The sequence below is a fragment of the Streptomyces sp. NPDC023723 genome (assembly GCF_040639815.1).
GTDB lineage: Bacteria > Actinomycetota > Actinomycetes > Streptomycetales > Streptomycetaceae > Streptomyces.
The window spans coordinates 58,197-84,546 of record NZ_JBFAAP010000013.1; the positions used below are offsets into that span (position 1 = coordinate 58,197).

Annotated in this window: 18 protein-coding genes; 15 read left to right on the forward strand and 3 right to left on the reverse strand. The window is 73.1% G+C overall.

All coding sequences use genetic code 11. From position 1 onward, the window contains the following. Positions 1-28: 28 nt before the first annotated feature. The 6 genes from AB0G32_RS16920 to AB0G32_RS16945 all read left to right on the forward strand — a co-directional run bounded on the left by AB0G32_RS16920 (position 29) and on the right by AB0G32_RS16945 (position 6,195). Complete coding sequence (locus AB0G32_RS16920) at positions 29-1,276, forward strand: spermidine/putrescine ABC transporter substrate-binding protein (protein ID WP_361163266.1); 1,248 nt, start codon at positions 29-31, stop codon at positions 1,274-1,276. Between the two features lie 5 nt (positions 1,277-1,281). Then, a complete protein-coding gene (locus AB0G32_RS16925; RefSeq protein ID WP_361163439.1) occupies positions 1,282-2,436 on the forward strand; it encodes an ABC transporter ATP-binding protein in 1,155 nt (384 codons plus the stop codon). Beyond that, the gene (locus tag AB0G32_RS16930) at positions 2,436-3,362 is read left to right on the forward strand and encodes an ABC transporter permease (RefSeq protein ID WP_361163268.1); all 927 of its coding nucleotides are present in this window, start codon (positions 2,436-2,438) and stop codon (positions 3,360-3,362) included. The genes AB0G32_RS16925 and AB0G32_RS16930 overlap by 1 nt, the downstream gene beginning before the upstream one ends. After that, the gene (locus AB0G32_RS16935; protein WP_361163270.1) at positions 3,363-4,163 is read left to right on the forward strand and encodes an ABC transporter permease; all 801 of its coding nucleotides are present in this window, start codon (positions 3,363-3,365) and stop codon (positions 4,161-4,163) included. A 3-nt stretch (positions 4,164-4,166) separates the two neighbouring features. Next, positions 4,167-5,579 (forward strand): FAD-dependent oxidoreductase, encoded by a 1,413-nt coding sequence (locus tag AB0G32_RS16940; protein WP_361163272.1) that lies wholly within the window; start codon positions 4,167-4,169, stop codon positions 5,577-5,579. A gap of 160 nt (positions 5,580-5,739) precedes the next feature. Continuing rightward, entirely contained in the window at positions 5,740-6,195 is a 456-nt protein-coding gene (locus tag AB0G32_RS16945; protein WP_361163274.1) for a hypothetical protein, read from the forward strand. On the opposite strand, the gene AB0G32_RS16950 is transcribed toward AB0G32_RS16945, so the two are convergent. Next, positions 6,192-7,013 (reverse strand): phosphatase PAP2 family protein, encoded by an 822-nt coding sequence (locus AB0G32_RS16950; protein WP_361163276.1) that lies wholly within the window; start codon positions 7,011-7,013, stop codon positions 6,192-6,194. The genes AB0G32_RS16945 and AB0G32_RS16950 overlap by 4 nt on opposite strands. 117 nt (positions 7,014-7,130) lie before the next feature. After that, entirely contained in the window at positions 7,131-8,465 is a 1,335-nt protein-coding gene (gabT, locus tag AB0G32_RS16955) for a 4-aminobutyrate--2-oxoglutarate transaminase (RefSeq protein ID WP_361163278.1), read from the reverse strand. A gap of 237 nt (positions 8,466-8,702) precedes the next feature. Here gabT and AB0G32_RS16960 point away from each other — a divergent pair, with 237 nt between their 5' ends. The 4 genes from AB0G32_RS16960 (at position 8,703) to AB0G32_RS16975 (ending at position 15,305) form a co-directional block, all read left to right on the forward strand. Then, positions 8,703-11,117 (forward strand): ATP/GTP-binding protein, encoded by a 2,415-nt coding sequence (locus AB0G32_RS16960; protein ID WP_361163280.1) that lies wholly within the window; start codon positions 8,703-8,705, stop codon positions 11,115-11,117. A gap of 117 nt (positions 11,118-11,234) precedes the next feature. Then, a complete protein-coding gene (locus AB0G32_RS16965) occupies positions 11,235-12,821 on the forward strand; it encodes a PucR family transcriptional regulator (RefSeq protein ID WP_361163282.1) in 1,587 nt (528 codons plus the stop codon). Between the two features lie 142 nt (positions 12,822-12,963). Continuing rightward, positions 12,964-14,409 (forward strand): aldehyde dehydrogenase family protein, encoded by a 1,446-nt coding sequence (locus tag AB0G32_RS16970; RefSeq protein ID WP_361163284.1) that lies wholly within the window; start codon positions 12,964-12,966, stop codon positions 14,407-14,409. A 107-nt stretch (positions 14,410-14,516) separates the two neighbouring features. Further along, on the forward strand, positions 14,517-15,305 hold the full coding sequence (locus AB0G32_RS16975; protein ID WP_361163286.1) for a hypothetical protein: 789 nt from the start codon (positions 14,517-14,519) through the stop codon (positions 15,303-15,305). A gap of 35 nt (positions 15,306-15,340) precedes the next feature. On the opposite strand, the gene AB0G32_RS16980 is transcribed toward AB0G32_RS16975, so the two are convergent. Next, positions 15,341-18,175, reverse strand: coding sequence for a glycoside hydrolase family 3 C-terminal domain-containing protein (locus AB0G32_RS16980; protein WP_361163287.1), 2,835 nt, complete (start codon positions 18,173-18,175; stop codon positions 15,341-15,343). Positions 18,176-18,511: 336 nt separating this feature from the next. On the opposite strand from AB0G32_RS16980, the gene AB0G32_RS16985 reads away from it, so the two are divergent. From AB0G32_RS16985 to AB0G32_RS17005, 5 genes are read left to right on the forward strand one after another with little or no spacing between them, the layout of a single operon-like run. Beyond that, entirely contained in the window at positions 18,512-20,194 is a 1,683-nt protein-coding gene (locus AB0G32_RS16985; RefSeq protein WP_361163289.1) for an extracellular solute-binding protein, read from the forward strand. A 29-nt stretch (positions 20,195-20,223) separates the two neighbouring features. After that, complete coding sequence (locus AB0G32_RS16990; protein WP_361163291.1) at positions 20,224-21,249, forward strand: ABC transporter permease subunit; 1,026 nt, start codon at positions 20,224-20,226, stop codon at positions 21,247-21,249. Beyond that, positions 21,246-22,175, forward strand: a complete 930-nt coding sequence (locus AB0G32_RS16995) for a carbohydrate ABC transporter permease (RefSeq protein WP_361163293.1) — start codon at positions 21,246-21,248, stop codon at positions 22,173-22,175. Before AB0G32_RS16990 ends, AB0G32_RS16995 begins: the two co-directional genes overlap by 4 nt. Next, complete coding sequence (locus AB0G32_RS17000; protein ID WP_361163295.1) at positions 22,172-24,145, forward strand: beta-galactosidase; 1,974 nt, start codon at positions 22,172-22,174, stop codon at positions 24,143-24,145. The genes AB0G32_RS16995 and AB0G32_RS17000 overlap by 4 nt, the downstream gene beginning before the upstream one ends. Continuing rightward, positions 24,142-26,331 carry a glycoside hydrolase N-terminal domain-containing protein gene (locus AB0G32_RS17005; RefSeq protein ID WP_361163297.1) on the forward strand — a complete coding sequence of 730 codons (2,190 nt, stop codon included), beginning with the start codon at positions 24,142-24,144 and terminating at the stop codon, positions 26,329-26,331. Before AB0G32_RS17000 ends, AB0G32_RS17005 begins: the two co-directional genes overlap by 4 nt. The last annotated feature ends 19 nt before the right edge of the window (positions 26,332-26,350 follow it).

Genomic DNA, 26,350 nt, shown 5'->3' on the forward strand with positions numbered 1-26,350 from the left:
TCCCGTCTGCCGAAAGGGCCCCACCCGCATGGAGCAGTACGAGCCAGCCCGTCTCTCCCTGGCCCAAGTGGCCGCCATGCGGCGCAGCATGCGCAACGGCCGGGCCGCCCTGACCCGCCGCTCGCTGCTGCGCGCCGGTGCCGCCGGCACGCTCACCGTCGGCGCCGCCGCCGCGCTGAGCGCCTGCGGCATCCCCGCCGCCGGCACCAAGGAGGGCGGCACCTCCGCCGAGGACCACTCGGACCAGGAGAAGGAGATCGACTTCTCCAACTGGACCGAGTACATGGACGTCGACGACAGCGGCAAGCAGCACCCCACCCTCGACGCCTTCACCCGCCGCACCGGCATCAGCGTGAAGTACACCGAGGACATCAACGACAACAACGAGTTCTTCGGCAAGATCAAGCCGCAGCTGGCCGCCGGCCAGGACACCGGCCGGGACCTGATCGTCCTCACCGACTGGCTGGCCGCCCGGCTGATCCGCCTCGGCTGGGTGCAGAAGCTCGACCCGGCCAACCTGCCGCACGCCTTCGCCAACCTCTCGCCCCAGTTCCGCACCCCGGACTGGGACCCGGGCCGCGCCTACTCCTACCCGTGGCAGGGCATATCCGCCGTCATCGCCTACAACAAGAAGGCCCTCGACGGCGTAGAGGTGACGTCCCTCTCCGACCTCCTGGACAACCCGAAGCTCAAGGGCCGGGTCGGCCTGCTGACCGAGATGCGCGACACGATGGGCATGGCCCTGCTGGACATGGACAAGGACCCGGGCGACTTCACCGACGACGACTACGACGCGGCCGTCGCCCGCCTGCAGAAGGCCGTCGACAGCGGCCAGATCCGCCGCTTCACCGGCAACGACTACACCTCCGACCTCAGCGGGGGCGACTTCGCCGCCTGTCTGGCCTGGGCCGGCGACGTGGTCCAGCTCAAGGCGGACAACCCGGACGTCGACTTCCTCATCCCGGACAGCGGTTACGTCACCTCCAGCGACAACCTGCTGGTCCCGAGCAAGGCCCGGCACAAGGCGAACGCCGAACGACTCATCGACTACTACTACGAGCCGAAGGCCGCCGCCGAACTCGCCGCCTACATCAACTACGTCTGTCCGGTCGACGGCGTCAAGGCGGAACTGGCGAAGATCGACCCGGCCGCGGCGGCGAATCCACTGATCATCCCGGACCAGGCCATGCAGGCGAAGTCCCGCTCCTTCCGCTCGCTCAGCTCGAAGGAAGAGACGGCGTACGAGGCCGCGTTCGCGAAGCTGACGGGGGCGTGACCCAGATGACGAACGAGCACGGCGGCGACGTCCGCCTGGCCGGCATAGGCAAGACCTACGGCTCCTTCACCGCCGTACACCCGCTGGACCTGACCGTCCCCGAGGGCTCCTTCTTCGCCCTGCTCGGCGCCTCCGGCTGCGGCAAGACCACCACCCTGCGCATGATCGCCGGCCTGGAGGAACCTTCCTGCGGCAGCGTCCACCTCGGCGACCAGGACGTGACCCGGCTGCCGCCGTACAAGCGCCCGGTGAACACCGTCTTCCAGTCCTACGCCCTCTTCCCGCACCTCGACGTCTTCGAGAACGTCGCCTTCGGCCTGCGCCGGCGCGGCGTCAAGCCGGTCAGGAAGCAGGTCGGCGAGATGCTCGACCTGGTCCAGCTCGGCGAGCAGGCCCGCAAGAAGCCGCACCAGCTCTCCGGCGGCCAGCAGCAGCGCGTCGCGGTGGCCCGCGCCCTGATCAACCACCCCAGGGTGCTGCTCCTCGACGAACCCCTCGGCGCCCTCGACCTGAAGCTGCGCCGCCAGATGCAGCTGGAGCTCAAGCGCATCCAGACCGAGGTCGGCATCACCTTCGTCCATGTCACGCACGATCAGGAGGAGGCCATGACGATGGCCGACACGGTCGCCGTGATGAACGCGGGCCGGGTCGAGCAGCTCGGCCCGCCCGCCGACCTCTACGAGCACCCCCGCACCACCTTCGTCGCCAACTTCCTCGGCACCTCCAACTTCATCGAAACCGAGGTCGACAGCCGCACCGGCGAGGACGTGGTGCTCAGGGCGGGCGGCGGAAAACTCGTCCTCCCCGCCACCCGCTGCGCTGCCCCCGCCACCACCGGCGGCAAGATCCTGGCCGGGGTCCGCCCAGAGAAGATCTCCCTCACCCACGCCGCCGACGCCGGCACCGTCCCCGCCGGCCGCAACCGCATCACCGGCACCATCGCCGACGCCAGTTTCATCGGCGTCGCCACGCAATACGTCGTCGACAGCCCCGTCTGCCACGACTTCGCCGTCTACGTCCAGAACGTCGACCGCGACCCGCGCCTGGTCCCCGGCACCGAGGTGGTCCTGCACTGGAGCCCGGCCCACACCTTCGCCCTGGACGCCGCGCAGTCCGCCCAGGACGGGAAAGCGGACGCCGCAGTGGAAGAGGCGGCCTGATGACCGCCACGCTCACCGAGACTCCGCCGGCCGCACCGGAACCGGACCGCGCCACCCGCCGCGGGCGCGCCCGCTGGACCCCGTACTGGCTGCTGCTCCCCGGCATCCTCTGGCTGCTCGTCTTCTTCGCCCTGCCGATGGTCTACCAGGCGTCCACCTCGGTGCAGACCGGCTCGCTGGAGGACGGCTACCGGGTCACCTGGCACTTCGCCACCTACTGGGACGCCCTGTCGGAGTACTGGCCGCAGTTCCTGCGCTCGGTCGCCTACGCCGCCGCCGCGACCGTGCTGTGTCTGCTGCTCGGCTACCCGCTGGCGTACCTGATCGCGTTCCGCGCGGGACGCTGGCGGAACCTGATCATGATCCTGGTGATCGCGCCGTTCTTCACCAGCTTCCTGATCCGCACCCTGGCCTGGAAGACGATCCTCGCGGACGGCGGCCCGGTGGTCGGGGCGCTGAACACCCTGCACGTGCTGGACGTGACCGGCTGGCTCGGCTGGACGGCCGGCGACCGGGTGCTGGCCACGCCGCTCGCGGTGGTCTGCGGCCTGACGTACAACTTCCTGCCGTTCATGATCCTGCCGCTCTACACCTCCCTGGAACGCATCGACGGCCGGCTGCACGAGGCGGCGGGCGACCTGTACGCGCGGCCCCTCACCACCTTCCGCAGGGTCACCTTCCCGCTCTCCATGCCGGGCGTGGTCTCCGGCACGCTGCTCACCTTCATCCCGGCCACCGGCGACTACGTCAACGCCGATCTGCTCGGCTCGACCGACACCCGCATGGTCGGCAACGTCATCCAGACCCAGTTCCTGCGCGTCCTGGACTATCCGACCGCCGCCGCGCTCTCCTTCATCCTGATGGCCGCGATCCTCGTCATGGTCACCCTCTACATCCGCAAGTCCGGCACGGAGGATCTGGTGTAAATGGCCTTCGTCAACTGGCTCAAGCGCAATCTGGTCGTCCTCGCCGGACTGCTGACGCTCGCGTATCTGCTGCTGCCGAACGTCGTCGTCACGGTGTTCTCCTTCAACAAACCCGTCGGCCGGTTCAATTACGAATGGCAGGACTTCTCGGCGGACGCCTGGCAGGATCCGTGCGGCGTCGCCGACCTGTGCGGCTCGCTCTCGCTCAGCCTCCAGCTCGCCTTCTGGGCGACGCTCGGCGCCACCGCGCTGGGCACCGCGATCGCCTTCGCGCTGGTCCGCTACCGGTTCCGGGCCCGCTCCGCGGTGAACTCGCTGATCTTCCTGCCGATGGCGATGCCCGAGGTGGTGATGGCCGCCTCGCTGCTCACCCTGTTCCTCAACCTGGGCGCCCAGCTCGGCTTCTGGACGATCCTGATCGCCCACATCATGTTCTGCCTCAGCTTCGTCGTGACGGCGGTCAAGGCCCGGGTCCTGTCGATGGACCCGAAACTGGAGGAGGCCGCCCGGGACCTCTACGCCGGCCCCTTCCAGACCTTCCTCCGCGTCACCCTGCCGATCGCCGCACCCGGCATAGCCGCGGGCGCGCTGCTCGCCTTCGCGCTCTCCTTCGACGATTTCATCATCACCAATTTCAACGCGGGTTCGACCGTCACCTTCCCCATGTTCGTCTGGGGCTCGGCGCAGCGCGGCACCCCCGTTCAGATCAACGTCATCGGGACGGCGATGTTCGTCATCGCCGTACTGTTCGTCCTCGTCTCGATGGTCATCAGCAATCGCCGGACCAAACCCAAGGCGTGAACCATGCAGCTCAGGAGTGACTGGACCACCTCCCTCGCCGACGCCCAGCCGGTCCCGTACTGGCTGGACGACCCCGGCCGCCCCCGCCCCGAGCCCGCCCTCACCGGCGCCGAGACCTGCGACCTGCTGGTGGTCGGCGGCGGGTACAGCGGCCTGTGGACCGCGCTGCTCGCCAAGGAACGCGACCCCGGGCGGGACGTCGTCCTGGTGGAGGGCCGCGAGGCGGGCTGGGCCGCCTCCGGCCGCAACGGCGGTTTCTGCGCCGCCTCCCTCACCCACGGCCTGGCCAACGGCCTCGCCCGCTGGCCGGGCGAGATCCACCGGCTGGCGGAACTGGGCGCCCGCAATCTCGACGCCATCGAGACCGCCGTCGCCCGCCACCACCTCGACTGCGACTTCGAACGCACCGGCGAGATCGACCTCGCCACCGCACCCCACCAGGTCCAGGAGCTGACGGACTGGCACACGGAGAGCCGGCGGCACGGCCTCGCCGAGGGCGTCGAGTACCTGGACGCCGACGCGGTCCGCGCCGAAGTCGACTCCCCGACCTTCCTCGGCGGCCTGTACGACCGCCGCGGCGTCGCCGTCCTCAACCCCGCGAAACTGGTCTGGGGCCTGAAACGGGCCTGCCGCCGCCTCGGCGTCCGGGTCTACGAGCACACCCCGGCGCTCACCCTGAAGCCGTACGGCGCCGGGATGGCCGTACGCACCCCGTACGGCACGGTCCGGGCCCGCACGGTCGCGCTCGGCACCAACGTCTTCCCCAACCTGCTCAAGCGGGTCCGCTCCTACACCGTCCCGGTCTACGACTACGCCCTGATGACCGAGCCGCTCACCGACGACCAGCTCGCCTCGATCGGCTGGCGCGGCCGGCAGGGCCTGGCGGACAGCGCCAACCAGTTCCACTACTTCCGGCTCTCCGCCGACAACCGCGTCCTGTGGGGCGGCTACGACGCGGTCCACCACTACGGCGGCCGGGTGCGTGCCGAGTACGACGACCGGCCCGCCACCCACGCCAAGCTGGCCGGGCACTTCTTCACCTGCTTCCCGCAGCTGGCGGGGGTCCGCTTCACCCACGCCTGGGGCGGCGCGATCGACACCTGCTCCCGCTTCTCGGCGTTCTTCGGCACCGCCCACCAGGGGCGGGTCGCCTACGCCGCCGGGTACACCGGGCTCGGGGTGGGCGCGACCCGGTTCGGCGCCGAGGTGATGCTGGACCTGCTGGCGGGGGAGCGGACCGAGCGCACCGAGCTGGAGATGGTGCGCCGCAAGCCGCTGCCGTTCCCGCCGGAGCCGTTCGCCTGGACCGGGATCGCGCTGACCAAGTGGTCGCTGGCCCGCGCGGACGCGCACGGCGGGCGCCGCAATCTGTGGCTGCGCACCCTGGACCGGTTCGGACTGGGCTTCGACAGCTGACCCGTGGCCCGCCGGTGCGGGCGCCGGGGCGTGCGCGCCGGTGCCGCGGGGTGTGACCCTCTTCACCCCCGTGGGATGCGCCAAGCCGCGTAATGCCCGCCGGTGACCTCCCTCTCCCTCGTGACGCACCCGCGTCCACGACCGAAAGGGAGGTCTCCAGATGCCTGGGGCGAAGACGGCGGCACAGTGGCTGGCATCCGTCGCACCGGATCCCGAGGTCTGCCGGCTGGAGTGGGAGCGCAACCCCCTGGGGATCGCCCTGCTGCCGGCCGGACGGGCCTGGGACGTGCTCATCCTGCCGAGCCGGCTCGGCCATCCCACCCTCGACGTGCTGACCCGGATCCTGGACCAGCCCGGCCCGGTGCTCGCCGACTTCGGCGACGCGCGCGCCGGTTTCTTCGTACCGCCGGGCACCGCGGCGCGCTGGCTGGGCACCGGTGTGCGGACGGCCGGGGCCGGCACCTGGATCGTCGTCCCCTACCCCGGCCGGCTGTCGGTCGGCGGCATCCGCTGGCTGGTACCGCCGGACGGCTCCGGCACCCTCACCGACCCGGCCCTGCTGGAACTGGCGATGCACGAGGCGGCGGCCCGCCTCGCGGGACAGGAGGAGAGCTAGCGTTCCTCGGTACGGCGACCGGGTTCCTCGGTACGGCGGCGGCTCAGCAGCAGGCGCAGGGCGCCCAGGCCCGCCCCGAACAGGCACCAACTGGCCACCACGTCCAGTGGCCAGTGGTAGCCGCGCCGGACCAGGCCGTAGGAGACGCCGAGGACGAGGACCGCGCCGGCCAGCTCCAGGCAGCGGCGGGCGGCGGCCGAGCGGAGCAGCGGCCGGAGCAGCAGGACGGCCGTGCCGTAGGCGACGAGGGCGGTGGCGGTGTGGCCGGAGGGGAAGTAGCCGGTGCCCGGCGCCACCGCCGGGGTGCCGGGGCGGTCGGTCCACACCTTGAGCGGCACGACCAGGGCCGGCACCAGCGCCATCAGCAGCGCGCCGGCGACCGGCGGCAGCCACCAGCGGTCCGCGCCGGCGGCCCGTCCGCGCCAGGCGGCGCAGGCCAGCGCGAGGACGAGGACGGGCAGGGCGACCTGCGGGTTGCCGAGGTCGGAGAGGAGTTCGGAGAACCGGTCCGGACGGACCAGGGCCCGGCTCACCCGCTCGTCCGCGCGCAGCAGCGGACCGTCCGCGACGACCTGCCAGGTGATCAGCGCGAAGAGCACGAGGGGGAGCAGGAGAAGGAGGGGGGAGAAGGTCGGCCGCCCCGGAACAGGGGGGGTGGTTCCGGGGCGGCCGACCGGACCGGAACGTCGCGCGCCCCGGGGGGTTTGGGGCGAGCGACCGTCCGATCGGTGAGGAGATCCGGAGCCAGAGGCTCCGTTTGTGTGCGCGAGGGCACGACCAGACCGTAGCTGGGGAGGCCCCGGCCTGGGGTCGCCCACAGTTCCCTGTGGACGGGGTGTATCTCTCATCTGCGTAGAACCTACGGCAGGGGCTGGGCGGAGGACAGGCACATCGGCATCCTGCCATTCACCCCCCACACGTTCTTCACACGGTGCTCAGATGCCTGCGAGGGCCTGTTCGATGATGTCGAGCCCCTCGGTGAGCAGGTCCTCGCCGATGACCAGCGGCGGCAGGAAGCGCAGCACGTTGCCGTAGGTGCCGCAGGTCAGGACGACCAGGCCCGCGGCGTGGCAGGCCCTGGCGAGCGCGGCGGTCGCCTCGGGGGCGGGCTCCTTGGTGGCGCGGTCCTTGACCAGTTCGATGGCGATCATGGCGCCGCGGCCCCGGATCTCGCCGATGACCTCGTACTTCTCGGCCATGGCGGTGAGCCGCGGCTTCATGACCTCCTCGATGCGCCGGGCGGCGGCGTTGAGGTCGAGCTCCTTCATGGTCTCGATGGCGCCGAGCGCGCCCGCGCAGGCCACCGGGTTGCCGCCGTAGGTGCCGCCGAGGCCGCCGGAGTGCGCGGCGTCCATGATCTCGGCGCGGCCGGTGACGGCGGCCAGCGGCAGGCCGCCCGCGATGCCCTTGGCAGTGGTGATCAGGTCGGGCACGATGCCCTCGTCCTCGCAGGCGAACCACTGGCCGGTACGGCAGAAGCCGGACTGGATCTCGTCGGCGACGAAGACGATGCCGTGTTCGGCGGCGAACCGCCGGATCGCCGGCAGGAAGCCCTTGGCCGGCTCGATGAAGCCGCCCTCGCCGAGCACCGGTTCGATGACGATCGCGGCCACGTTCTCCGCGCCGACCTGCTTGGCGATCTGGTCGACGGCCTGCGCGGCGGCCTCCGGGCCGGCGTTGTCGGCCCCGGTCGGCCAGCGGTAGCCGTAGGCGACCGGGACCCGGTAGACCTCGGGCGCGAACGGGCCGAAGCCGTGCTTGTACGGCATGTTCTTCGCGGTCAGCGCCATGGTGAGGTTGGTGCGGCCGTGGTAGCCGTGGTCGAAGACCACCACCGCCTGCCGCTTGGTGTACGCGCGGGCGATCTTGACGGCGTTCTCGACGGCCTCGGCGCCGCTGTTGAACAGCGCGGACTTCTTGGCGTGGTCGCCCGGCGTCAGTTCGGCCAGCGCCTCGGCGACGGCCACGTACCCCTCGTACGGGGTGACCATGAAACAGGTGTGGGTGAAGTCGGCGAGCTGGGCCGCGGCGCGCCGTACGACGGCCTCGGCCGAGGCGCCGACGCCGGTCACGGCGATGCCGGAGCCAAAGTCGATCAGCCGGTTGCCGTCCACGTCCTCGATGATGCCGCCGCCCGCCCGGGTGACGAACACCGGCAGGGTGGAGCCCACGCCCTGTGCCACCGCGGCGGTGCGGCGGGCCTGCAACTCCTGCGACTTCGGTCCGGGGACGGCGGTGACGAGACGGCGCTCCTGCGGAAGTGCGGTCATGCGGGGCTCCTGGGGGTTATTACGGACGCTTGCGTTCTTTTCCCGCAGGCTAGGTGCGGCGGACCGGACTGGGCATGCTCCATGTGGGCGGTGTCGGCCGGGCGGATTGTCCGTGGTGGACAGAGACATTCCCGGGCCCGGCACCGCGCACCCGGCCGCGTAAGCGGTGAACGCCTGTGCAGGGGCGTTAGATTGACTGCGACGGTGCACGGAACGGCTGCTCAGGGGGCAGGGTCGATGGACAGCGACGGGAAGCGGGACGCGCCGGGCGCACGGGCGAATCCGGTGCCGCCCGCGATGCCGTCGGTACCACCCGCGATGCCGCCCCGGCCGGCCCGGGCGCCGGGCCCGCCGCCGGTGCCCCACCAACTGCCCCGGTCCGCCGAGCCGGCCGCCGTCGCCGGCTGGCTCGACACGGACCGGCCCGAGGCCCGGCCCGGGATCTGGCGGTTCGGTTACCGGCCGCCCCGGAAAGCCGTGGAGCGGATCGCCCCGGTGACGGTCGTGGGCATGCTGATCCCGCTCGCGCTGGCCCTGCTGGTGTGGTCGTTCTGGGTCCGGGACGCCGTCCCGTACCAGCACGTCCTGCTGCGGATGTTCACGCCCGACGACTGGTGGTGGGCCGGCTCGGTGACCTGGCCGAAGCAGGTCGAGGGCTGGGCGGTGCCCCCCGGGGTGTACGCCAACGAGGTCTACGACGGCCTCTTCTTCCTGATCCTCGTCTTCGCGGTCGCCTCGCTCGGCGGCTGGCCCGCCATCGCCCGCCACTACACGAGCCGCCGCCCGCAGCCGGCCCGCGCCCTGATCACCGCCGGCCTCGCCCTGATCGTCCTCAGCCTGGTCTTCCCGCGCGCCTTCCCGCTGGTCGGCTGGGACCCGGTGCCGGTGGTCCGGCCGCTGCTGTCGCTGACCATCCTGGTCACCGACAGCTACGAGCTGATGGCCTCCACCCTCTACACGGACACGGTGTACGCGGTCGTCACCGCGCTCGTGCTGTGGCCGTTCGCCCGCCTCGGCGGCTGGCTGCCCTACGCCCGGCAGCTGCTCGCCGCGCGCCGCCGCGCCGAGACCCCCGCCGCCGCGCCCGGCCTGCCCCGCTCCCAGTGGCCCGCCCTGCGCGACGCCGGCCAGCACGAGGCCGCCGAGCTGCTCACCGCCGAGGTGGCCGGCGGCCGGATGAACGACCTCGACTGCGCCCGCGTCGAGCACTCCTTCCAGCTGACCCGGCGCGACGCCGCCCCGCACGTCTTCCGCGACACCGTGCTGCGCGAGGGCGGCGCCGCCTGGACCCACCCGTCCGGCGCCCGTGACCTGCCCCGCCGGACGGCCCGGCACGACCTGCTGGCCGGCCAGGTGCGGATCGGGCGCTGGACACCGGCCGAACGCACCCCCGAGCCCTACCACGACGCCGGCGCGGCCCTCGGCCCCGAGGTGCTCGGCACCTCGCTGCTCGCCGTCGGCCCGGCCGGCGCCGGCAAGACCCGCACCCTGGTCGAACCGGTGACCGAGGCCCTGGCCCTCCAGGCGCTCACCGGCCGCTGCGCCGTCGTCGCCGTCTCCGCCGCCGGCCGCCCGCTCGGCACGGACGACTCCTTCGACGTGATCGTGCGGATCGGCGACCCGTCCTCCGTGCACGACCTCGACCTGTACGCCGAGTCCGACGACCCGGACGAGGCGGCCGCCCTGCTCGCCGAGGCGCTGGCCGGCGACCTCGAACCGGCGGGCGCGCCGGGCGCCGCCACCGTACTGGCCCAGCTCCTCGGCCCGTTCCGGGCGGTGCACGGCCGCTTCCCGGCCCTGCCGGAACTGCGCGAACTGCTGGAGGGCGGCGCGGCCGCGCTGCTCCCGCTGCGCGAGACGCTGGCCGCGAGCGGCAACGAGGTCATGGTCCGCGAACTCGACGCGCGGCTGCGCGGGGCCGGTGCGCCGGGCGACGCGGGGCGGGCCCTGGCCGACCGGCTGGCGCTGCTGAACCGGCCGGTCTTCGCGGACTTCCTCGGCGGCGGCGGACCGGGCCGGCCGTTCTCCCTGCGGGCTCTCGCCCACCACCCGCTGCGGGTCCGGATCGACCTGCCCGAGCGCGGCCACGAGGAGGCGGGCCGGCTGATCACCCGGCTGGTGCTGGCCCAGTTCCACGCCGTCGTCCAGGAGCGCGGCCGCGGCCACTTCGCCTGCCTGGTGCTGGACGACGCGACCGGCACGGTCACCCCCGAGTCGGTGCGCCGCATCCAGCGGCTGCGCGGCCAGAACGCGGGCGTGCTGCTCACCCTGCGCACCGTCGCCGACGTCCCCGAGGCGCTGCACGGCCCGCTCTACGGCGCGGTCGGCTGCCGGATGGCCTTCTGCGGCGTCACCACCTGGGACGGCAGCCGGTTCGCGCAGGCCTGGGGCACCGAGTGGGTGGAGACCACCGAGGTCGCCAAGCACACCGTCTTCGCCGACCAGCCGATGACCCGGGCCATCCACACCCTGCGCAAACTGGTGACGGGCCGGGCGGTCACCACCGACGCGGTGACCGTGAAGCAGGTCGAACGCGAACGCTGGTCCGCCTCCGAGCTGGCGCACGCCGTGCCGCCCGGGCACGCGGTGCTGTCGCTGACCACCGTCAAGGGGGAGCACGCGCCGCCGCTCCTGGTGGACCTGCGGGGGTGAGACCCCGGCCGGGACCCGCCGCGACCGTACAGTGAGGCACAATCGCCCCAGGCCGTTCATACGCGGCGGCCAACGGAGCACCGGTTTTGCACCTCACCGACGCGGAGCTGACGGCCCATGCCCCCGACCCTCGCCTCGCTGGTCCACCACTCCACGCTCAAGCTGACCGTGCGGGCGGGCGGGGACCGCCTGGACGCGCCGGTGCGCTGGGCGCACGCCAGCGAGCTGGCCGACCCCGTCCCCTACATGGAGGGCGGTGAGCTGCTGCTGATCACCGCGCTGAAGCTGGACGCCGAGGACCCGCAGGCGATGCGCCGGTACGTGCGGCGGCTGGCCGGGGCGGGGGTGGTCGGCCTCGGGTTCGCCGTCGGGGTGCACTACGCGGACATCCCGGCCGCGCTCGTGGCGGCGGCCGAGGAGGCCGGGCTGCCGCTCATCGAGGTGCCGCGCCGCACCCCGTTCCTCGCCATCAGCAAGGCCGTCTCCGCCGCCATCGCCGCCGACCAGTACCGGGCGGTCACCGACGGGTTCGCCGCCCAGCGGGAGCTGACCAGGCGGGCCCTGGGCGACGGCCCGGAAGGGCTGCTCGGCGCGCTGGCCGCCCAGGTCGACGGGTGGGCCGCGCTCTACGACGCGGCCGGCGAGGTGGTGGCCGCCGCGCCGGAGTGGGCCGGCCGCCGCGCCGCCGGACTCACCGCCGACGTACGGCGGCTGCGCGAGCGGCCCGCCCCGGCCTCCGCCGTCGTCGGGGGGACGGACACCAACGGCGACGGCGACCGCGTCGAGCTGCACTCCATCGGCACCTCCCGGCGCCCCCGCGCCGCCCTCGCCGTCGGCACCGCCACCACCCTCGGCACCGCCGAGCGCTACGCCCTGCACTCCGCCGTCGCCCTGCTCACCCTCACCACCGAACGCTCCCGCTCGCTGCACGCCGCCGAGCAGCGGATCGGCACCGCCGTCCTCGGCATGCTGCTGGCCGGCGAACCCGACCACGCCCGGACCGTGGCCGGCGACCTGTACGGCGCGCTGCTCGACGCGCCCTTCCGGCTGGTGGTCGCCGAACCGGTGCCGGCCGGCGGCGAGTTGCCCGGGGCGCTCGCCGAGGTCGTCGAGGCGGCGGCGGCCCGGGCGGGCGAGGCGGTGCTCGTGGTGCCGCAGGGCGAACGGCTGGTGGTGCTGGCCGCCGACGGGGGCGCGGCGGTCGCCGCCTGCGCGGAGTACGCGGCGGCGCTGGAGGCGGGCCGCACGGTGCCGGACGCGCCGGCCGGCGGCGCGGACGAGGGCTGGGTGGCGGGGCTGTCGGCGCCGTCCGGGCCGATCGGCGCCTCGGCCGCGTACAAGCAGGCCGAACAGGCGCTGTCGGTGGCCCGGCGGCGCGGCCGGAGGTGCGTCGAGCACGAGCGGCTCGCGGCCGGCTCGGTGCTGCCGCTGCTCGCCGACGACGCGGTGCGGGCCTTCGCCGACGGGCTGCTGCGGGCGCTGCACGACCACGACGCCACCGGCCGCGGCGACCTGGTCGCCTCGCTGCGCGCCTGGCTGTCCCGGCACGGCCAGTGGGACGCGGCCGCCGCCGACCTCGGCGTCCACCGGCACACCCTGCGCTACCGGATGCGGCGCGTCGAGGAGATCCTCGGCCGTTCCCTGGACGACCCGGACGTACGGATGGAGCTGTGGCTGGCCCTGAAGGCGACCGCGCACCAGTAGGGCGCGACCAGGCGCGGCTAGTCCAATCCGTCGGTGTCGCCCGCCGCACTGCTACACACCGGACAAACGACCGCCCGGCGCCCCGCCCCTACGGTGGACCCAGCACCGCACGTACACCCGACGGGAAGGGCCGGAACCCGACATGACCTCCACCCACGCCTTCTGGCTGGCCGGCCGCCAGGCCACCGGCGACGACACCTTCGACGTCACCTCCCCGTGGGACGGCCGGCCGGTCGGCGCCGTGAGCGTCCCGACCGAGGCGCAGGTGGAGCAGGCGGTGGCCGCCGCGTACGCCGTACGGGACGAGTTCGCCGCCACCCCGGCCCATGTCCGCGCCGCCGCCCTGGACCACGTGGCCCGGCGGCTGGCCGAGCGGGCCGAGGAGATCGCCCGGCTGATCTCCGCCGAGAACGGCAAGCCGATGAAGTGGGCCCGGGGCGAGGTCGGCCGGGCGGTCTCCGTCTTCCGGTTCGCCACCGAGGAGGCCCGCCGGTTCAACGGCGGAGCGGCCCAGCGGCTCGACACCGACGCGGGCGGGCAGGGGCGGCTCGCCCTCACCCGGCGGTTCCCCAAGGGCGTGGTGCTCGGCATCGCGCCGTTCAACTTCCCGCTGAACCTCTGCGCCCACAAGGTCGCCCCGGCGATCGCGGCCGGCGCCCCCATCGTCCTCAAGCCCGCGCCCGCCACCCCGCTCTCCGCGCTGCTCCTCGGCGAACTGCTCGCCGAGACCGAACTGCCCGCCGGTTCCTGGAGCGTGCTGCCGGTCCCCAACGACCGGATGCCCGCCCTGGTCCAGGACGAGCGGCTGCCGGTGATCTCCTTCACCGGCTCCGAGCAGGTCGGCTACGCGATCATGGACTCGGTGCCGCGCAAGCACTGCACCCTGGAGCTGGGCGGCAACGGCGCGGCCGTCGTGCTGGCCGACTGGGCGAGCGAGGCGGACCTGGACCTGGCCGCGCGGCGCATCGCCGCCTTCTCCAACTACCAGGGCGGCCAGTCCTGCATCTCGGTGCAGCGGGTGATCGCCGACACCGCCGTCTACGACCGGCTGCTGCCGCGCATCGTCGCCGCCGTCGAGGCGCAGGTCACCGGTGACCCGAGCGACGACAAGACCGATGTCGGCCCGCTGGTCAGCGAGGCCGCCGCCGAGCGGGTCGAGGCGTGGGTGACGGAGGCCGTCGAGGCCGGCGCCACCCTCGCCACCGGCGGGCGGCGGGACGGCGCCTCCTACGCGCCGACCGTGCTGACCGGCGTACCGGCGGACACCACGCTGGCCCGCGAGGAGGTCTTCGGACCGGTGCTCAGCGTGCAGCGGGTGGCCGGCGAGGCGGCCGCGTTCGCCGCCGTCAACGACTCCAAGTACGGCCTCCAGGCGGGCGTCTTCACCCACGACGTGCAGGCCGCCTTCCGCGCCCACCGCGCGCTGGAGGTCGGCGGTGTGGTCATCGGCGACGTGCCCTCCTACCGCGCCGACCAGATGCCGTACGGCGGTGCCAAGCAGTCCGGGGTGGGCCGCGAGGGCGTGCGGTTCGCGATGGACGACTACACCTACGAGCGGGTCATGGTCCTCACCGGTCTGGCGCTCTGACCCAGCTGTTCCGGCGCCGGACAGCCGCCGTTGGCCTGTCCGTCGGCCGGCCGAGCCCTCGGCGCGGGAGCGTTCCGCAAAACCCCCGACGCCGAGGGAACGGAACGTTGGCGCACGCCCGCAGAGCCCAGCACGACGAGGAGAACGCCGTCCCCTTCCTGCGAAGGGAGGAACAGCGCGCGGCCGAGGCGGAGCAGACGGCGGCGGCCGGCGGACCGATGTCCGCCACCGCCGCCCTGAACCTGCAACGCGCGGCCGGCAACCGGGCGGTCTCCCGCCTGGTCGCCACCGGCGACGCGCACGCCGTCCAGCGCGCCCCCGACGACCTGGACCACACGGCCGGCCTCGCGGTGCCGCCGAAGAAGGTCAAGGGCCACGAGACCGACGACCTCGGTGAGGTACGGCTCAATCCGCTGTGGGTGCCGCTCGACGACTTCAGCGGCCGGGACCTGGACAACAGTCCCGAGGGCGCGAAGTGGCAGTACGCGGTGACCGAGCACGGGGACATCTCGCTCGGCAGCGAGGACGTCGCCTCGCTCATCCCCAGGGCCCAGCTCGACCGGCTGCTCGCCGGGATGCGGACGAAACAGCCGGGGCTGAGTGCCGAGGACCTGTCCACCGGCCTGGAGAACATGGGGCACCCGACGATCGCGGCCCAGTTCGGCCCGAGCGGCAGGACCATGCAGCAGCCCAAGGGGCGGGTCTGCGGCGAGCTGTACCGGATCGGCGGCGTCTGGACGATCAACGACAAGTCCGGCCGGTTCATGGCCGAGAAGGTACGCGGCAAACCGGACGCCGAGGAGCTGGCGCGCTGGCTGTCCGGTGTCGCCGAGCGCATCGGCAAGCAGACCCGCCGGCGCATCGCCTACCAGATCATGAAGCACGCCCCGGCCTGACCGGGCGGGGAGACGGGCCGGGCCGGGGCGCCGGGTCAGCCGGAGAACCCGACCCGGGCCAGCCGGACCGGCCCGCGCAGCCCGATCCGCAGGTCGTGCACGCCCTCGGCGGCCAGGCCGGTGACCAGCGAGACGTAGTCGTACGGTCCCGGCGTGGGCGTGCCCGTCGCCAGCACCGCCCGCACCGGGCCGCCGGCCCCGCCCGCCAGCGACACCTCCACCACGCCCTCGCCCGCCACCGCGACCGTCACCGAGGTCACTCCAGTGCCGAAGTCGCAGTCCCGGAAGAGGAGTTCGCCGGACTTCCCGGCCGCCGGTGTCACCGCGTCGCCCGCCTCCTTCGTCCGGTCGACGATCTCGGTGCCGCTCTGCTCGTCGAAGTCGGCGGCGTCCAGGCCGCGTTCCCGCACCGGGCGCGGCGCGGCCGGCTCCCCGTCCAGGGCGACCGTCGCGCGCAGCCGGACGTCCGCGCTGGAGGCGCCCACCAGCAGCGCGTACCGGCCCGGTGCGAGGCGCCACCGGCCGTGCGCCACGTCCCAGTACCCGAACGCGGACAGCGGCACGTCGAAGGACACCTCGGCGGCGGCGCCCGGGGCGAGCGTGAGGCGGCGGTGGGCGAGCAGTTCGCGGCGCGGCCGCGGGACCGACGGGTCCTCGGCCCGGGTGTACAGCTGGGCCACCTCGTCGGCGGTGACGTCCCCGGTGTTGGTCACCGTGCAGGACACCCGCACCGAGCCGGTGCCGACGGTCGCGCTCAGGTCCGTGTAGCCGAACGACGCGTAGGACAGCCCGTGCCCGAACGGGAACAGCGGGGTCCCCTCGAAGTACAGGTACGTCTGCCGGGCGCCGATCACGTCGTAGTCGAGCAGGTCGGGCAGGTCCCGGTCGTCGGCGTACCAGGTCTGCGGCAGCCGGCCGGCCGGTGACACGTCCCCGGCCAGCACCCGGGCCAGGGCGGTGCCGGCCGCCTGGCCGCCGTGCGCGGTCCACAGCACCGCCGGGAGCGGCTCGGTGTCGACCGCGTACGGATAGGCGCAGACCAGCGCCAGCACGGTGTCCGGGTTGGTGTCCCGGGCGGCGCGCAGCAGCCGTTCCTGGTGGGCGGGGAGCCGCAGGGTGGTGCGGTCCTCGGTCTCGCGGCCGTTGATGTGCGGGTCGTTGCCCGCGACCACCAGCACCACGTCGGCCCGGGCGGCGGCCCGCGCGACCGCCTCCTCGCCGCGCTCGGCGACGACCGGCTCGAAGATCTCCCCGCCGGTCGCGGCAACCTTCACGCCCTCGGCGGTCACCGACACATGGTGACCCGTGCCCAGATGCCTGAGGAGGTGACCGTCGCCGTGCGGTTCCAGCCGGAACGTCTCCCGCACCACCCAGCCGCCCGGCTGGTCGGCCGAGGCGCGCAGGTACCCGTCCTCGGCCGCCGAGAGGTACCGCCCGTCCGGCGCGCGCAGCGTGAGCACGCCCTCGCCCCAGTCGACCAGGGCGAGTTCGGTGCCGGTGGCGTCGGTGGTGAGCGGCGGCAGATCGGTGCGGCCGGCCAGCAGCGCCGGGTCGAGGGCGCCCTCGGCGGCCGGGGCGGGGGTGTCGTCGCCGGCCGGCGGCACGTGCAGGAACGTACCGGCGGCGGTGCGCAGCCGGATGCGGTCCACGCCCTCCGCGAACTCCACCCGCTCCGCGCCGAACCGCTCGTAGAGGCCCTCCAGCGGGGTGGAGCGGTGGATGAGGGTGCCGCTGTACCAGTCGAGCTTGCACTCGTCGGCGAGCAGCCCGACCACGGCGAGGCGGCGGCCGGGGGCCAGCGGCAGCAGCCCGCGCTCGTTCTTCAGCAGCACGACCGCCTGTTCGGCCGCCTCCTGGGCCAGTGCCCGGTGCTCCGGGGTGTCGAAGGCGCCCGCCTCCTCGTACCCGTCGAACTCGCCGAGCCGGAACCGCACCGAGAGCTGCCGGCGCACCGCCGTGTCGATGTCGGCCTCGGTCAGCAGGCCCCGCTCCAGCGCGCCGCGCACCCGGGCGGTGATCGGCGCCGCGTCGGTGCCGTGGTCGGTGAAGCTGTCGACGCCGGCCTTCAGCGCGGCGGCCGTCGCCTCCTCGTGGGTGTCGAAGTAGTGCTCGGAGTCGACCAGGTTGGAGGGCGCGCCCGCGTCCGAGCAGACCAGCAGTTCCTGGTCGGTCCAGGCCCGCAGCTGGCTGCGCAGGTACGGGGAGACGTGGTTGGGGCGGCCGTTGACCAGGTTGTAGGCCGGCATCACGCCGGCCACCGCGCCCGCCTCGACCGTCTCCCGGAAGGCCCGCAGGTCGTACTCGTGCAGGACGCGGGGGCGGACCGAGGAGGACGCGGTGTCGCGGTCGGTCTCGTTGTTGTGGGCCAGCCAGTGCTTGAGCACCGGGGCGGTGCGCCAGTAGGTCGGATGACTGCCGCGCAGGCCGCGGGTGTAGGCGGTGGCGATCGCCGAGGTCAGCCTCGGGTCCTCGGAGTAGCCCTCCTCGCCCCGGCCCCACAGGGGGTGGCGCAGCAGGTTGACGGTCGGGGACCAGACGTTCAGGCCGACCCGGTCGTCGCGCGCGCGCATCGCCCGGACCTCGGCGGAGACGGCCTCGCCGACCCGGCGCACCAGGTCCTCGTTCCAGGTCGCGCCGAGGCCGACGGCCTGCGGGAACACGGTCGCCGGGCCCATCCAGGCGACGCCGTGCAGCGCCTCCTGGCCGGTGCGGAAGGGGGCCACGCCCAGGCGCTCGACGCCCGGCGTGAACTGGTGCAGAAATCCGATCTTCTCGTCGAGCGTGAGCCGCGACAGCAGGTCGTCGACGCGCTCCGGGACCGGTGCTGCGGGGTCGCGGAACGGCGGTGCGGGCGGCGTGGGTGCGGTCACGTGGGATTCCCCTTGCGATGTGCGGCGATGCTGCGACGTGCGCTTTCGAAGCGCTTCGATGCTCAGTCGGCAAAGGTCCGGTGTCAAGAGACGGGACCGCACCGGGTGCGCTCGCGCGGCCCTCCCCGCCGTATCCGTACGGGACGGACAGCCCGCACACACCTCCGAGGAATCTTGGAAACGACTCTTGTGCCCACCCCCGTGTTCACTTAACCTCGCTGCAACATCGAAGCGCTTCGACGGTGAGGGCCCCGAGGGCCGCCTCCCGTCCCGCCCGTTCCACCGCAGCCGACGGCCACCACCGGGTGTCCTGGTGCGCCATGAAGGGTTGACGCAATGACGCCGAACGCCGCCTCCGCCGCCTCCGCGCCGAGCCGGAGAAGTTTCCTCGCCTCCTCGGCACTCGCCGCCGCAGCGGTGGCCGGCGGGATGCCGCTGCTCACCGCCTGCGGCGGGACGGACAGCGGGTCGCGGGAGGGCACCACGTCGGGCAAGGACGCCAAGAAGCTGCTGCCGGCGTATGTGGCCAGCAATGTGGTGACGCCGGACATCCCGTCGAAGAACGGCTCCTCGCTGGGCTTCACCAGCGAGCTCGACCTGGCCGGCCTGAAGGCGTCGGTGCCGAAGAAGCTCGGCAAGGGCGGCAAGGTGACCGTCATGTCGCCGTTCTGGGGCTCCCCGCCGAAGGCGGACAACGCCTACTACACGGCGATGAACGACCTGATCGGCGTCGACGTCGTCTGGCAGAACCAGGACGGCAACACCTACGACGAGAAGCTCGGCGCGGTCCTCGCCTCCAGTGACGTGCCCGACGTGGTGGTGGTCCCCGGCTGGAACATGGGCGGCAAGATACCCAGCGCCATCATCGGCAAGTTCGCCGACCTCGGCCCCTACCTCGCCGGCGACGCCGTCAAGGACTACCCGAACCTCGCCGCGATCCCCACCGACGCCTGGCGGCGCGCCATCTTCGGCGGCGCCCTGCGCGGCCTGCCCATGCCGGCCTCGTACGTCGTGAACATCGCCCCGCTGTACCGCAAGGACCTCTTCGCCAAGGAGGGGTACGAAGTCCCCGCCTCCGCGCAGGAGTTCCTGGACCTGGCCAAGGACATCACCAACGCCAAGGCCAAGCGCTGGGCCTGCCTGGACATGAAGTGGACCGCGTTCAACGCCTTCGGCGTGCTGCCCGGCGACGAGAAGCCGCTGGGCTGGAACCTGGTCGACGGCAGGATGACGTTCCGCGGCGAGACCGACGAGTACCTCGAAGCGCTGGAGTGGTCCCGCAAGCTGTGGGCGGCCGGCGTGGTCCACCCCGACGTGGACAGCATGAGCGACGCCGGCCCCACGTTCGCCGCCGGTGAGGTGCTGATCTACAACCAGGACATCTCGCAGTGGTACAGCCGCAACGCCGAGCAGGCCGGGCAGAAGAACGGCTTCGAGTGCGGGGCGATGGACATCTTCGGGCACGAGGGCGGTGACCCCGTGCTGTGGGCCCGCCAGCCGGCCAGCATCTTCGCCTTCGTCAACAAGAACGCCTCCGAGTCGGTGATCAAGGACGTGCTGGCGGTCGCCAACGTCACGGCGGCGCCGTACGGCACCAAGGAGCACATGCTCACCAACTACGGCGTCGAGGGCACCCACTACACGATCGACGGCGGTCTGCCGGTCAAGAACGACAAGGGCAACACCGAGGTCCTCAACGCCTACGTGATGATCGCGAGCCCCGCCTCCACCATCGCCCACCCGGACCTCCCCGAGGTGGCCCGCGGCCAGGTCGAGTGGCAGCAGCGGATGGGCGCCTTCACCAAGAAGTCGTCCTTCTACGGCATGCAGATCACCGAGCCGTCCCGGTACACCAACCTCTCCAACGACTTCGAGCAGCTGGAGGACGACATCGTCCGCGGCCGCAAGAAGGTCAGCGACATGCAGCAGGCGGTGTCCGACTGGAAGAGCAAGGGCGGCGACAAGCTCCGCGACTGGTACAAGAAGCTGCTGGACGAGAACGGCACGGCGGCGAGCTGACCGGCGCGAGCGAGGCGAGGAGAACGGCCGTGTCGAACAGCACGGTGCCTCGGAGCAGGACCGAGGCCGTGAAGAAGTCCCCGGCGGAGCCCGACGGCGCCCCCGGACCCGAACAGCCCCCGTCCGGGAAGCTGAGTCTGCGCCTGCGCTTCAGACGCGACCGCGTCCTGGTGCTGATGACCCTGCCGGCCGTACTGCTCCTGCTGGTCTTCAACTACCTGCCGATCCTCGGCAACGTGGTCGCCTTCCAGGACTACGACCCGTACATCAGCGACAACGGCATCGTCTCCATGCTGAACAGCCCCTGGGCCGGGCTGGACAACTTCGAGCGGATCTTCGCGGACTCCGCGTTCTGGAACTCCGTACGCAACACCCTGCTGCTGTTCATCCTCCAGCTCGTGCTGTACTTCCCGGTCCCGATCCTGCTGGCACTGCTCATCAACAGTGTGATCCGGCCCCGGGTGCGGGCGTTCGCGCAGGCCGTGCTGTACCTGCCGCACTTCTTCTCCTGGGTGCTGGTCATCGCCGTCTTCCAGCAGCTGTTCGGCGGCGCCGGCATCCTCTCCCAGGTGCTCCGGCAGCACGGGTACGACGGGCTCGACATGATGCGGGACCCGGACACCTTCGCGCTGCTGGTCACCGGGCAGAGCGTGTGGAAGGACGCCGGCTGGGGGATCATCGTCTTCCTCGCCGCGCTCGCCTCGGTCAGCCCCGACCTGTACGAGGCCGCCGCGATGGACGGCGCGGGCCGCTGGCGCCGCATGTGGCACGTCACGCTGCCCGCGCTGCGCCCGGTGATCGCCCTGCTGCTGGTGCTGCGGGTCGGCGACGCGCTCACCGTCGGCTTCGAGCAGATCCTGCTGCAACGCGATGCCGTGGGACCGGGCGCGGCGGAGGTGCTGGACACCTTCGTGTGGTGGAACGGCGTCCGCAACCAGGACTTCGGCTACGCGGCCGCCGCCGGTCTGATCAAGGGCGTGGTCAGCCTCGGCCTGGTCCTCGCCGCGAACAAGGTGGCCCATCTGATGGGCGAGCAGGGGGTGTACAAGAAGTGACCGCCGTCATGGAGAAGAGCGTCCGGCAGCGCTGGGCGGCCCCGCCCCGGCCGGTGTGGGAGGAGAAGCCCGCACCGGCCGGCCTGGCCGGCAAGGGCCTGGTGCTGGCCCTGGCCTGCCTGGCCATCCTCTTCCCGCTGTGGATCGTCATCGTCACCAGCCTGTCGTCGCGGAAGACCATCGACCAGGCCGGCGGTCTGGTGATGGTCCCGAAGGACATCACCTTCGTCGCCTACCAGGAACTCCTCAGCGGTGGCCAGGTGACCCGGGCCGCGCTGGTCAGCGTCGGCATCACCCTCGTCGGCACGCTGTTCTCCATGTCGGTGTCGGTGCTGTGCGCCTACGGCCTGTCCCGCTCCGGCTCCTTCGGCCACCGCTGGCTGCTCATGCTGCTGCTGGCCACCATGTTCTTCAGCGCCGGCCTCATCCCCACCTACCTCCTGGTCCAGTCCCTCGGCCTGACCGACACCTACCTCGCGCTGATCCTGCCGAGCGCCGTCAGCGTCTTCAACATTCTGGTGCTGCGCGGCTTCTTCATGGGCATCTCGCAGGAGCTGACCGACAGCGCCCGCATCGACGGCGCCGGCGACCTCCGCATCCTGTGGCAGATCGTGATGCCGCTGTCCCGCGCGGTGCTGGCCGTCATCACGCTGTTCTACGCGGTCGGCTACTGGAGCGCCTGGTTCAACGCCTCCCTGTACCTGAACGACCAGGACATGATGCCGCTCCAGAACGTCATGATCCAGCTCGTGCAGAAGCAGGAGGCACCGGTCGGCCTCGGCCAGGCGATCAAGACCGGCGAGCTGTCCGGCCTCGCCGTGCAGATGGCCGTGATGGTGATGGCACTGCTGCCGGTCGCGGTCCTCTCCCCCTTCGTCCAGCGGCACTTCAAGAAGGGCATGCTGACCGGGGCGGTGAAGGGATGAGCCCCGACCTCGGCGCCGTCACCCGGGGCCGGCTCCTGTTCGGCGGCGACTACAACCCCGAGCAGTGGCCCGAGCGGACCTGGCAGGACGACGTACGCCTGATGCGGGAGGCCGGCGTCAACACCGTCACCGTCGGCGTCTTCTCCTGGGCCCGGCTCGAACCCCGCCCCGGGGAGTACGACTTCGGCTGGCTGGACCGGGTCATGGACCTGCTGCACGAACACGGCGTCGGCGTCGTCCTCGCCACCCCGACCGCCTCGCCCCCGCCCTGGCTCGGCCGGCTGCACCCGGACACCCTGCCCGTCGACGAGGACGGCCGCACCGAGCACTGGGGCGGCCGGCAGCACTTCTCGCACTCCAGCGCCGCCTACCGGGACCGCGCCGCCGCCGTCACCGAGGCCCTGGCCGCCCGGTACGCGGGCCACCCGGCGCTGACGATGTGGCACATCAACAACGAGTACTGCACCTACGACCACGGCGACGAGGCCGCCGCCCGCTTCCGCGACTGGCTGCGGCAGCGGTACGGCACCCTCGACGCCCTCAACGCCGCCTGGGGGACGGCCTTCTGGGGCCAGGGCTACGGCGACTGGGCGGAGATCCTGCCGGCCCGCCGCACCCACTACCTCAAGAACCCCGCCCAGGTCCTCGACTTCCGCCGCTTCACCTCCGACATGCTGCTGGAGTGCTACACCGCCGAGCGCGACATCGTCCGCCGGCACACCCCGCACCTGCCGGTCACCACCAACTTCATGCCGCTCTTCTTCGGCCAGGACGGCTGGCGCTGGGCCGAGGAGGAGGACGTCGTCTCCGTCGACATCTACCCCGACCCGGGCGACCCCCGCGGCGCCCCGGAGGGCGCGCTGATCCAGGACCTCACCCGGTCCCAGGCCGGGGGCGCCCCCTGGATGGTCATGGAGCAGGCGACGGGCGCGGTCGGCTGGCGGGACGTGGACCGGCCCAAGCCGCGCGGCCTGAACCGGCTCTGGTCGCTCCAGGCGGTGGCCCGCGGCGCGGACGCCGTCTGCCACTTCCAGTGGCGGCAGTCCCGGCAGGGCGCCGAGAAGTTCCACTCCGCGATGGTCGGCCACGCGGGCCCGGACGGCCGCGCCTTCCAGGAGGTCAAGCGACTCGGCGCCGACCTGGCCCGGATCGCCCCGCGGGTCACCGGCGCCCGCGTCACCGCCGACGCCGCCGTCCTGCACGACTGGCACTCCTGGTGGGCCGGCACCCAGCAGGCCCGCCCCTTCGAGCGCGCCGACCTGCCCGTGGTGCTGCGCGCCTGGCACCGCGCCCTGTGGGAAGCCCACCTCACGACCGACTTCGCCCACCCCGAGCACGACCTGGCCCGCTACCGGCTGGTCGTCGTCCCGCAGCTCTACCTCCTCACGGACGCCGCGATCGACAACCTCGTCGGGTACGTGCACGGCGGCGGCACCCTCGTCTGCGGCTTCCTCACCGGCGTGGCCGACCAGGACGACCGGGTCCGCCCCGGCGCCATGGACGCCCGGCTGCGCGACCTGTTCGGCATCCGCACCGTGCACGAGTGGTGGCCGCTGGCCGACGGGGAGAGGGCCGGCTGCGACGGCTTCACCGGCACCCTGTGGTCGGAGGAACTGGAACCCGACGGCACCGCGGACGAGACCGTCCCGTACCAGGGCGGCGAACTCGACGGACTGCCCGCCGTCCTGAACAAGGGCCGGGCCTGGTACGTCTCCACCCTCCCCGAGCCCGAGGCGCTGCGCGGCCTGCTCGCGGGCATCGCCGCCGACGCCGGGGTCCGCCCGCCGCTGGACCGCGTCCCGCCGGGCGTCGAGGCGGTCCACCGCGGCGACCTGCTGTTCCTGCTCAACCACGGCCGCGAACCGGTCACCGTCGACGTCCCCGGCACCCACCGCGACCTGCTCACCGGCGAGCCGGTCAGGGACCGGACGACGCTGGAGCGGTACGGCGTACGGGTGCTCGCTCCATGAACGGTGCCCCCGTCCACGCCACCTGGGAACCCGCCCCAGCCGCCCGCTGGGAGGACGCCTTCCTCACCGGCAACGGCCACCACGGCGCCCTGGTGTTCGGCGACCCGCACGACGACCGGGTGATCGTCACCCACCACACCCTGGTCCGCCCGAACGGTGGCGAACACGCCCGTCCCCCGGAGCTGGCCGCCGCCCTGCCCGCGCTGCGCGAGCGGCTGCTGGCCGGCGACGTCACCGCCGCCGAGGAGTTCACCGACGGCCGCCCGCTGCACTGGGTGCAGCCGTTCCACCCGGCCTTCCAGCTCCGCCTGCGCCGGCCCCCGGACACCGCTCACCCCTACCGCCGTACCGTCGACTTCGCCACCGGCGAGACCACCGCCACCGCCGGCGGCTGGACCAGCCGGGTCTTCGTCTCCCGCGCCGACGACGTGATCGTCCAGCAGGTCACCGCCCCGCTGCTCACCCTCGACCTCGCCCTGGACCACCGGCTGCCCGGCGTGCCCGCCGGCCTCGGCGTCGGCCACGGCGCGGTCCGCACCCCCGAGGGCGCGGTCCTGAGCCTGCGCGCCCGCTACCCGGACAGCGACCGCGTCTGCACCGGCGTCACCGTCGCCGCGGTCACCGGCGGCAGCACCGCCCTCGTCCCGCCGGGCCTGCGGGTGGCGGGGGCGAGCTGTCTGCTGCTGGTGACCCGGGTGCACCGGCACCCGGGGGAGTGGGACGTGCACGCCGAGTCCCGCGCGCTGCGCGACCTGCTGGCCGGGCACGGCTACGACGGCCTCCTCGACCGCCACCTCCACCGGCACCGCACCGCCTACCTACGGGTCGGCCTCGACCTCGCCGCCGACCCGGCCGAGCGCGCCCTGCCCGGCTCGCGGCTGCTGCGCCGCCCCGGCAGCCCGGCCCTCCTGGAGCGCCTCTTCGCCGCCGGCCGCTACCACCAGCTCTCCGCCTCCGGACTGCTGCCGCCCCGCCTCACCGGCCTGTGGACCGGCGACTGGGACACCGCCTGGTCCGGCGCGTTCACCACCAACGCCAACCTCAACCTGCAGACCGCCTCGGCCGCCGCCGCCGCCCTCCCCGAGGTCACCGAGGCACACGCCGCCCTGGTCCACCGGCAACGGGAGCACTGGCGGGAGAACGCCCGCGCGGTCTTCGGCACCCGGGGCATGGTCGCCCCCTCGCACACCGACGGCGAGAACGGGCACTCGTACCACTTCAGCCGTGAGTACCCGCTGCACCTGTGGACGGCCGGCGCCGACTGGCTGCTCAAACCCCTGGTCGACCATGACGAGACGCACGGCACCCGCGACCCGCGCACCGCCGCGGCACTCGCCGAAGTCGCCCTGTTCTACGAGGACTTCCTCACCGAGGGCGCGGACGGCCGGCTGGCTGTCGTGCCCTCCTACTCGCCGGAGAACCGTCCGGCGAACGCGAGCTGGGGCACGGTCGACGCGGCGATGGACCTCTCCGCCGCCCGGCACGCCCTGCTGACCGCCGCCGCCTACCACCCCGGGCACGCCGCCCGCTGGCGCGCGCTGGCCGACCGCCTGCCGCCGCACCGGATCAACGCCGACGGCGCCCTCGCCGAATGGGCCCGCCCGGGCCTCGACGACACCTACGACCACCGCCACCTCAGCCACCTCTACGGCGTCTGGCCGCTGGACGAGATCACCCCGTACGACACCCCGGAGCTGGCCGCCGCCGCACACCGCGCGCTCGCCCTGCGCGGCGCCGAGAACGACTCGGCCCACGGCCATCTGCACCACGCCCTGGTCGCCGCCCGGCTGCGGGACGGCGCCCGGGTCGCGCACGCCCTCGGCGCGGTGCTGACGGGCGACTACTTCCACGCCTCCCTGATGAGCTCCCACTACCCGCACCGCGACGTCTACAACGCCGACGCGGCGCACACCCTGCCCGCCGTGCTCATCGAGATGCTGGTGCAGTCCACCCCCGGACGCCTGGTGCTGCTGCCGGCGCTGCCCGCCGCTCTCCCGGCGGGCGAACTGCGCGGCGTACGCACCCGGTTCGGCGCCGCCCTCGACCTCACCTGGACCCCCGGGGGCGCCACCGCCGCGCTCCGCCCCGACCGCACCGTACGTGTCGAACTGAGGACTTCCACCGGCACCGAGCCGCTCGACCTCACCGCCGGCGAAGACCGCGTCCTCCACCTGGAGGCCCGGTAGGCACCCGATCCCCCCACCC

What these genes read in the sequence shown, in the direction of transcription:
- AB0G32_RS16965 (WP_361163282.1), top strand. Translation starts at nt 11,235, where the DNA reads ATGCCCCCGACCCTCGCCTCGCTGGTCCACCACTCCACGCTCAAGCTG.
- gabT (WP_361163278.1), bottom strand. Translation starts at nt 8,465, where the DNA reads ATGACCGCACTTCCGCAGGAGCGCCGTCTCGTCACCGCCGTCCCCGGA.
- AB0G32_RS16985 (WP_361163289.1), top strand. Translation starts at nt 18,512, where the DNA reads ATGACGCCGAACGCCGCCTCCGCCGCCTCCGCGCCGAGCCGGAGAAGT.
- AB0G32_RS16935 (WP_361163270.1), top strand. Translation starts at nt 3,363, where the DNA reads ATGGCCTTCGTCAACTGGCTCAAGCGCAATCTGGTCGTCCTCGCCGGA.
- AB0G32_RS16930 (WP_361163268.1), top strand. Translation starts at nt 2,436, where the DNA reads ATGACCGCCACGCTCACCGAGACTCCGCCGGCCGCACCGGAACCGGAC.
- AB0G32_RS16940 (WP_361163272.1), top strand. Translation starts at nt 4,167, where the DNA reads ATGCAGCTCAGGAGTGACTGGACCACCTCCCTCGCCGACGCCCAGCCG.
- AB0G32_RS16960 (WP_361163280.1), top strand. Translation starts at nt 8,703, where the DNA reads ATGGACAGCGACGGGAAGCGGGACGCGCCGGGCGCACGGGCGAATCCG.
- AB0G32_RS17000 (WP_361163295.1), top strand. Translation starts at nt 22,172, where the DNA reads ATGAGCCCCGACCTCGGCGCCGTCACCCGGGGCCGGCTCCTGTTCGGC.
- AB0G32_RS16920 (WP_361163266.1), top strand. Translation starts at nt 29, where the DNA reads ATGGAGCAGTACGAGCCAGCCCGTCTCTCCCTGGCCCAAGTGGCCGCC.
- AB0G32_RS17005 (WP_361163297.1), top strand. Translation starts at nt 24,142, where the DNA reads ATGAACGGTGCCCCCGTCCACGCCACCTGGGAACCCGCCCCAGCCGCC.
- AB0G32_RS16945 (WP_361163274.1), top strand. Translation starts at nt 5,740, where the DNA reads ATGCCTGGGGCGAAGACGGCGGCACAGTGGCTGGCATCCGTCGCACCG.
- AB0G32_RS16925 (WP_361163439.1), top strand. Translation starts at nt 1,282, where the DNA reads ATGACGAACGAGCACGGCGGCGACGTCCGCCTGGCCGGCATAGGCAAG.
- AB0G32_RS16970 (WP_361163284.1), top strand. Translation starts at nt 12,964, where the DNA reads ATGACCTCCACCCACGCCTTCTGGCTGGCCGGCCGCCAGGCCACCGGC.